The sequence below is a fragment of the Streptomyces phaeochromogenes genome (genome assembly GCF_001418655.1).
Classification (GTDB): domain Bacteria; phylum Actinomycetota; class Actinomycetes; order Streptomycetales; family Streptomycetaceae; genus Streptomyces; species Streptomyces phaeochromogenes.
Window position 1 is genome coordinate 1 of sequence record NZ_LIQZ01000198.1, and the last position, 7,910, is coordinate 7,910.

The 7,910-nt window shown below is 72.2% G+C and carries 7 protein-coding genes; 1 reads left to right on the forward strand and 6 read right to left on the reverse strand.

Annotated features, from left to right (window positions below):
- Positions 1 to 78 precede the first annotated feature (78 nt).
- The 6 genes from AOK17_RS26295 to AOK17_RS26320 are packed head-to-tail and all read right to left on the reverse strand — an operon-like array spanning position 79 to position 6,355.
- Complete coding sequence (locus AOK17_RS26295) at positions 79 to 1,059, reverse strand: aldo/keto reductase (RefSeq protein WP_107102503.1); 981 nt, start codon at positions 1,057 to 1,059, stop codon at positions 79 to 81.
- Complete coding sequence (locus AOK17_RS26300) at positions 1,056 to 2,048, reverse strand: ATP-binding cassette domain-containing protein (RefSeq protein WP_055615024.1); 993 nt, start codon at positions 2,046 to 2,048, stop codon at positions 1,056 to 1,058. Before AOK17_RS26300 ends, AOK17_RS26295 begins: the two co-directional genes overlap by 4 nt.
- Positions 2,045 to 2,917, reverse strand: coding sequence for an ABC transporter ATP-binding protein (locus AOK17_RS26305; RefSeq protein ID WP_055615025.1), 873 nt, complete (start codon positions 2,915 to 2,917; stop codon positions 2,045 to 2,047). The genes AOK17_RS26300 and AOK17_RS26305 overlap by 4 nt, the downstream gene beginning before the upstream one ends.
- Positions 2,918 to 2,920: 3 nt before the next feature.
- On the reverse strand, positions 2,921 to 3,832 hold the full coding sequence (locus AOK17_RS26310; RefSeq protein WP_055615026.1) for an ABC transporter permease: 912 nt from the start codon (positions 3,830 to 3,832) through the stop codon (positions 2,921 to 2,923).
- A 3-nt stretch (positions 3,833 to 3,835) separates the two neighbouring features.
- On the reverse strand, positions 3,836 to 4,765 hold the full coding sequence (locus AOK17_RS26315) for an ABC transporter permease (RefSeq protein ID WP_055615027.1): 930 nt from the start codon (positions 4,763 to 4,765) through the stop codon (positions 3,836 to 3,838).
- 3 nt (positions 4,766 to 4,768) lie between these two features.
- Positions 4,769 to 6,355 (reverse strand): ABC transporter substrate-binding protein, encoded by a 1,587-nt coding sequence (locus AOK17_RS26320; protein WP_055615028.1) that lies wholly within the window; start codon positions 6,353 to 6,355, stop codon positions 4,769 to 4,771.
- Positions 6,356 to 6,565: 210 nt separating this feature from the next.
- Between AOK17_RS26320 and AOK17_RS26325 the strand changes: the two genes are divergently transcribed.
- Positions 6,566 to 7,910: four-carbon acid sugar kinase family protein (locus AOK17_RS26325; RefSeq protein WP_063997291.1), on the forward strand; the 1,345-nt coding region annotated here is incomplete at its 3' end.

Sequence of the window (7,910 nt, forward strand, 5' to 3'; positions counted from 1 at the left end):
GGCGCGGGGAACTGTGCGGCCGGCCACGGACGGCCCGCACCCGGAGTGCTGCCTGTCGACGGGACAACCGGGCGGCGGTCACCGGTTGTACGCGGGCATCGGTCCCCGCAACCCCACCCCGACCTCGTCACACGCCGCCATCACATCGGCCGGCAATGGACCGGCCCCCGCCGCGGCGATGTTGGCCAGCAGATGCGAGGTCTTCGACCCGCCGAGCAGCAACGCGTCGGTGGATTCGCGGCTCAGGAGCCAGCGCAGCGCGAGATCGGTGAGCGGCATGCCCGCGGCGTCCGCCACGGCGGCGAGCCGGTCGACCGCGGAGAAGAGACGCTCGTCCCAGTAGCGCTCCCGGTACATCGCGGCGACCCTGGAATCCCCGAACCGCCCTGAATCCGGGGCCTGTTCGAAGCGGTGCCGACCGGTGAGCAGGCCCCCGCCGAGCGGGTTGTAGACCATCGTGCGCAGGCCGCTCACGGCGGCGTACTCGACGTACTCCTCCTCGATGCGGCGAGCGAGCAGGTTGTGCAGCTGCTGGGCGACGACGGGACGCGGCGCGCCCACCTCCTCGGCGGTGCGCACGAGTTCGGCGATCTGCCAGGCCGCGTAGTTGGAGACGCCGAGAGCGCGGATCTTGCCCTCGGCGACGAACTCGGCGACGGTGGCGAGGGTTTCGGCGAGCGGTGTCGCACGGTCGGGCTGGTGGAGGTAGAAGAGGTCGACCGAGTCGGTGCCGAGCCGCTTGAGGCTGCCCTCGAGTGCGGCCCGCAGTCCGGCGACGGAGAGTGGGGCGTGCTCGCCCTGGTCGGGGTGCGGGATCCCGGCCTTGGTCGCCAGGACGATCCGGTCACGGCGGCCCGGCAGGAGCCCGGCGAGGATGCGTTCGCTCTCGCCGCCCGCGTAGCCGTTGGCCGTGTCGACCCCGGTGATGCCGGCGTCGAGCGCGGCATCGAGCATGGCTGCCGCTCCGGCGGCGTCCACGGTGTCGCCGAACGTCATGGTGCCGAGGACGAGCCGGGAGAGCGGGACTGGGATGTTCGGCAGGGTGATGCCGGTGGTCACGAGCGATTTCCTTCCGATGAGGGAGTAGCGGGAGCAAGGGGAGTAGCGGGAGCAGTGGGCGACGCAGAAGCCACGGCGGCCGGAGAAGACGGAGAAGCCGCGTCGGGAGCGGCGGCAGACAGAACCGCCCGGGGCTTCACACCCCGGATCGTGGTCGGGTCGAGGGAGGCGCGGCGCAGCGCGCGGGTGTACGGGTCGGCGGGCGAGGCAAGCACGGCGGCCGTCGCCCCTCTCTCGACGACCCGGCCCGCGCGCATCACCACCACGTCGGTGCTGATCTCCCGGACGACACCGAGGTTGTGGGCGATGACGAGATAGGCGATGCCGGTGTCCGCCTGCAACTCCCGCAGCAGATCCAGTACTTGGGCCTGCACGGAGACATCGAGGGCGGACGTCGCCTCGTCGCAGACGAGGAGGTCGGGCCGCGAAGCGAGGGCCCGCGCGATGCCGATGCGCTGCCGCTGGCCACCGGAGAACTCGGGCGGTCGCCGCTCCAGAGCGGAGGACGGCAGGCCGACCCGGTCGATCAACTCGGCCGCACGTCGGGCGCGTTGGACCCGGTCGGAGACACCGGCCACCCGCAGCGGCTCGGCGACGATCTGCTGAGCGGTGAGATGGGGATCCAGCGAGCCGTACGGATCCTGGAAGACCATCTGCACCCGCCGCCGCAGCGGACGCAGCCGCCGCTCGGGCAGGGCCGCGATGTCGGTGCCGTCCAGGACGATCCGGCCGCTCACCGGCTTGAGCAGCCGGACGAGGGCCCGGGCGAGGGTCGACTTGCCGCAGCCGGACTCGCCCACCACGGCGAGTGAACCCCCGCGCGGCACCTGGAAGTCGACCCCATCGACAGCCTTGAACGGCCCCTGCGCGGTCGCGTATTCGACGACGAGGTCCTCGACGGAGAGCAGGGGCCCGGCTGCCGAGGCGCTGTCGGCGGCGGTCCCGTCGCTCCCCTCGGTCCCGTCGGCGACGGCGGTGTTGTCGGTCATGACGTTGCTCCCTGCACCAGGGGTTCGATCCGCCCGTCGCCGTCGCCGTAACTGCTCTCGTCCTCGTCCCACGTGCCGAGGCGCGGCACGGCGGCGAGCAGCTCACGGGTGTACGGCTCGGCCGGACGCTCGACGATCTCCTCGGCGGAGCCCGACTCGACGAACCGCCCGTCCTTCATCACATGGATACGGTCGGAGACGAGCCGCGCCACCCCCAGATCGTGCGTGATCATCAACATCCCGATACCGGTGTGTTCCTGAAGCTCCATCAGCAGATCGAGGACGCTCGCCTGCACGGTGGCGTCCAGCGCGGAGGTGGGCTCGTCCGCCACCAGCAGCTCCGGTTCGGCGGCGAGCGCGGTCGCGATGAGGATGCGCTGCAGCATGCCGCCGGAGAACTGGTGGGGATACGCCTTCCAGCGGGTCTCGGGCTCGGAGATGCGCACCCGCCCGAGAAGCTCGACTCCCTTGTCCCGGGCCTCGGTTCGCGTCAGCTCCGGATGGCGCAGCCGCAGCGCGTCGCCCAGCTGACGGCCGATCGTGTGCACGGGACTCAGGGCCGTCATCGGATCCTGCGGGATCAGCGACACGGTCCGCCCGCGCACCGCACGCGCGGCGTCCGGATCGGCCACGACGTCCCGCCCGGCTATCCGGACGCTCCCCGACAGCACGGCGAGGCCCTCGGGCAGCAGCCGCAGCACGCCCATCGCCGTGGTCGACTTCCCCGACCCCGACTCGCCGATCAGGGTGACGGTCTCGCCCCGGCGGACGGTGAACGTCACCCCGTCGACCGCGCGCACCACGCCCTGCCCGGTGATGAGTTCGACCTGCAGGTCCGCCACGTCGAGCAGCGGTGTGTCCTTGGCCATGGCTCAGGCTCCCTTCCGCAGGCGGGCACGCGACCCGGTGCGCGTACGGTCCCGCAGCCCGTCCCCGAGCAGGTTGACCCCGACCACCAGCACCACGATGACCAGTCCCGGCAGAGTCACCAGCCACCACGAGGTGGTGATGTAGTCCTGGCCGTCCGAGATGATCCGTCCCCAGGTCGCGAACGGCCGCTGCGGGCCCGCGCCCAGGAAGCTCAGCGCGCTCTCCAGCAGCACCGCCTGCGCGAGCAGCAGCAGGACGACGAGGCTCGCCGGGCGCACGACGTTGGGGATCACATGCCGTACGAGGACCGACCAGGAGCGCAGTCCGAGGACGCGTGCGGCGGCGACGTACGGTTTCTCGCGCTCGACGAGGACGAGTGAGCGGGTCAGCCGGGCCACCTCCGGCCACTGCGCGACCGCGATCACACAGGTGATGACGGTGACGGACGGTCCGAACAGGGCGACCACGAGAAGCAGCATCATCAGGAGGGGCAGGGCGAGTTGGGCCTCCAGGAACCGGGAGACGAGCGCGTCGACCCAGCCGCCGAAGAACCCGGCCGCCGAGCCGGCCGCGATTCCGATCAGACCGGAGACCAGCACGGCGAGTACGCCGACGGTCAGCGAGACCTGGCCCCCGTGCAGAATCCGTGAGAGCAGATCGCGGCCCAGCTGGTCGGTCCCGAACAAATGGCCCTCGCTCAGCGGCGGCAGCCTCCGCCGCGACAGGTCCTGGGCGTTGGCCCCGGGGAGCGGCAGCAGTCCGGCGAGGGCGACGGGCAGGACGACGAGCGCGGTGCACACGGCCCCGGCCCACAGTTTGAAACGGGCGCCGCGCCGCTGCCGGGTCGCGGTGGCCCGGGCGAGATCGCGGGCGGTGACGGCACTGGGCCGCCTGGTACCTACGGCGGTACTCATGGCTCAGGCCGCCTTTCCGAGGCGTACCCGCGGATCGAGCAGCGGATAGGCCAGGTCGACGAGGAGTTGGACGAGGATCGCGAGGGTCGCGGTGACCAGCACGGTGGCCTGGATGAGCGGATAGTCGCGGGTCTCCAGGGCGCGTACGACGAGGGAGCCGACCCCCGGCCAGCCGAAGACGACCTCGACCACCACCACACCGTTCAGCAGCGCCGCGAAGCGCGTGCCGAGCGCGGTGACCAGCGGCACCGAGGAGTTCGCGAGCGCGTAGCGCCAGGTCAGCGCGGACTCCGAGACGCCCCGGGAGCGGGCGACCGTGACGTACGAGGAAGCCAGGGCGGTGGACATCTCGCGGCGTACCAGCCGTGAGATCAGGGCGAGTTGGAGCACGGCCACGGTCACCGTCGGCAGCACCAGACCGCTCCACGAGGTGAAGCCGGACGCGGGAAGGACCGGCACCAGAACCGCGAAGACGGTCAGCAGCATCACTCCGGTCCAGAAATCCGGCATCGACTGACCGGCGATGGTCAGCACGTTCGCGCCCAACTCCCTGCGCGTGTCGGCGCGTCGGGCCATCCACACACCGAGCGGCACGGCGACCAGTGTCGTGACCGCGATGGCGGAGACGGCGAGCGTGATCGTGTACGGCATCCGGTCCAGGACCACGTCGAGCGCGGGGGAGTGGAAGGAGTAGCTCGTACCGAGGTCCCCGGTGAAGAGGTCGCGGACGAAGTAGCCGTACTGGACGAACAGTGGCTCGTCGAGGCCGAACTGCTCGCGGATGCGGGCGAGATCGGCGCTGGTCGCGCTGGGGGCGGCGTACGCGGAGGCGGGATCGCCGGGCGCGAGCCGCACCAGCAGGAATACGGTGGTGAGCGTGAGGAACACGGTCAGCAGGCTCTGCCCGATGCGGCGGGCGAGATACGTCGGCACGGCTCAGCCCTCCAGCCGTACGGCGGTCAGGTCATAGGAGTTGACCGGCTGGAGCGCCAGGCCCTGGACGCGGTCGCGGCGCGCGAGCAGCGTCTTGGGCGCGAACGCCCACAGGCTGGGCCAGGTGTCCCAGACGGCGTGCTGGAGCGCGGCCAGCTTCTTGTCGCGTTCGGCGGCGTCCGTCTCGGTCGCGGCGTCGGAGAGCTGCCGCTCGATGCGCGGGATGACGTAGCCCATGTAGGTGTCGCGGGTGCGTTCCTTCTCGGCCGTGCCCCCGTACATGCCCTGGAGGGAGGTGAGCGCCTGGCCGGTCGTGCCGGGAAAGCCGTTGCCGATGACGTCCCAGTCGCCGCCGCGTCCCTGCCGCCACTTCAGGATGTCGCCGCCGGGCTCGAACTGCCGCAGTGAGGCGCGTACGCCGACGTCCTTGAGCATGTCGATGACGGCCTCCATCACGGACGTGTCGCCGGCGAACTCGCCCGACTCCCACATGATCGTGATCCGCAGGTCCTCGGCGTCCAGCGACTTGAGCAGTGCCTTGGCCCTGCGCGGGTCGTAGGCGTACGTGCCCGTACGTACCGCCCCTTGGAGCGCGAGCGGTACGACTCCCTCGGCCGCCTCGGCGGAGTCGATGAGGACGTCGCGTATCAGGGACTCGCCGTCGATCGCGTAGGTGAGCGCGTGGCGCACGCGCGCGTCGGCGAGCGGATGCCCCTTGGGTTTGCGGAAGTTGTAGAAGAGCTGGCAGATGCGGACGCCGGGGGTCTCCTGGACGGCGACGCCGGGCAGGCCGGCGAGCTGCTCGGCGGAGTCGGGGGTGAGGGTGTCCACGACGTCCAGTTCACCGCTGCGCAGGGCGATGACCCGGCTGGACTCCTCGGGCACGAACCGCACCCGGACCTTGTCGACGGGCGGCTGCTTCCCCCAGTACTCCGTGTTGCGGGCCAGCGTGTACTCGCCCGCACCGCCGTTCGCGCTGACGACGCGGTACGGGCCCGAGCCGAGCCCCGACTGGAGCTCCTCGGGCCGGTTGGCCTTGGCCGGGGTGATGTGGATGTTGGCCATCAGCCGGTCGAGCACAGGCACGGGGCGTTCGGTACGCAGGAGGAAGGTGCGCTCGCCGGTGGCCTCGACGGTCGGCATCTCGGGGAAGAGGCCGAGCAGGAAAGAGCCGTTGACCTCGCCGTACATGCGCAGGGCCGTGTCCACGTCCTCGACGGTGACGGGGCTGCCGTCCGAGTAGCGGACACCTTCGCGCAGTCGCACGCTCCACGCGGTGGGAGCGGTCATCTCGAACCGGTCCGCGAGAACGAGCTGGGGCTGCAGGTCCGGGCCGATCCAGGTGAGCGCCTGGCGTACGGCGCGCTGCACGGTCACCGCGGCGTCGAACTGGTTCAGCTTGTTGTCGAGACTCACCAGCGAACGGTTCAGACCGAGCGTGAGTGTGCCGGGGCCGGGTGCTCCGGTGGGTCCTGCACAGGCGGACAGCGGACCGAGCGCGACGCCCGTGCCGCCGAGGGCGCCCCAGCGCAGTACGGTCCGGCGGCTGGGCGGTCCGGGCGGGGGAAAGAGGTGAGGAGTTGGGGTCATCGTCGACCTTCTCGGATTCTGGAGGGCGACCGGCTCTCGCTGACGCCGCCCGACACCGGGCGACGAACAGGTGTCGCGCCGGAAAAGGTGGCACGACTGCGCGAAGTGCGCAAGAGGTCTCGCGCACTTCGCGCAAGCTGTGCCATCATCGGCGCCGAGGCCGTCCGCCTGTCCGGACCGTCCGAACAGGTACCCCCGAAGGAGGTCCGCGTGTCCCGCACCACCCGCACGGTGCTCCCGCCCCGCGTGTTCGCCCTCGCGGACGACCTGTCCGGCGCCGCCGAGGTCGCCGCCGCGCTCGGCCTGCGCGGACGGATCTTGCTGGGCCCCGCCACGGCACGGCCCCGTCACGGCGAGTCGGTCGTACTGGACCTCGACACCCGGCAGCTGCCCCCGGCGGACGCGGCGAGCGCGGTACGGGCCGCGCTGGCATACGCCGACGGAGGCATGGTCCTGAAGAAGATCGACTCGCTGCTGCGGGGCAACCTCGCCGCCGAGGCGGTCGCCTACGCGACCGGTGCCAGGGGTGTCGTGATCGCACCCGCGCTGCCCGTGGCCGGCCGTACCGTCCGTGAAGGCGTCGTCAACCTGCACGGCACCACCCTGCACACGACCGACGCCTGGCGTGCGGAGCCGGGCGCGGCGCCCGTATCGGTGGGGGCCGCCCTGGGCGGCGTACCGACGCGGGTGGTGCCACTGGCGACGGTGCGCGCGCCCGAGCCCGCGCTGCACGACCGGCTTCGGGCGGTCGTCGCCGAGGGGTACCACCCGGTGTGCGATGCGGAGACGGACGCCGACCTCGACGCGATCGCCGAGGCGGCGCTGCGACTCGGCCCGGGGATACGCCTGATGGGCACGGGCGGGCTCGCGGCGGCACTCGGACGCAGGCTTGCCCAGGTGGCCCGAGCAGGGGTCGGGGCCGGGCTCCCGGGAAGGGACGCCGACCGTTCCACGCAAGCCGACCGGCACCATCCCACCGGAACGGACACGCCCGGTCCAGCCCGAGCCGACGACGTGGCACCGGCCCCCGACGGCACCCCGCCGAGACCCCTGCTGGTCGTGGTCGGCACCGCCGAACCGACCGCCGTTGCGCAGATCGCGCAACTCGTCGCGGCCGGTGCGCGCCACGTGCCGCTGCCCGCGCACACCCTCACAGACCGCTCCACCCGGCCAACCCTGAACATCCGTACAGGAGTTGGCCGGGCGCCACACGGCGTCACCGTGGTCAGCATCGACGGCACCCAGGCCGTCGACCCCGGCGCGGCCCGCGGCCTCGCCGTGGGCCTGGCCCACGCGGTCGCCGAGGCCGCGCACGAGAGCGACCTCGTCCTGACCGGCGGCGAGACCGCCCGCCGGGTCCTCGACGCACTCGCCATCCGCGAACTCCTGCCGCTCGACCAGATCCACCACGGCGCCGTCCGCTCCCGCACCCCCGACGGCCGCCGCGTCGTCACCCGCCCCGGCAGCTACGGCGACACCGACTCCCTGCTGCGCATCGCCCGCGCACTGCGCCCCGGCCTCGCGCCGCGCCCCGGCCCCACGCCCCCCTCCGGCC

Bases quoted from the DNA above. Each gene is read 5' to 3' on its own strand.
- AOK17_RS26300 (WP_055615024.1), bottom strand. From the start codon at position 2,048: ATGACCGACAACACCGCCGTCGCCGACGGGACCGAGGGGAGCGACGGG.
- AOK17_RS26305 (WP_055615025.1), bottom strand. From the start codon at position 2,917: ATGGCCAAGGACACACCGCTGCTCGACGTGGCGGACCTGCAGGTCGAA.
- AOK17_RS26310 (WP_055615026.1), bottom strand. From the start codon at position 3,832: ATGAGTACCGCCGTAGGTACCAGGCGGCCCAGTGCCGTCACCGCCCGC.
- AOK17_RS26320 (WP_055615028.1), bottom strand. From the start codon at position 6,355: ATGACCCCAACTCCTCACCTCTTTCCCCCGCCCGGACCGCCCAGCCGC.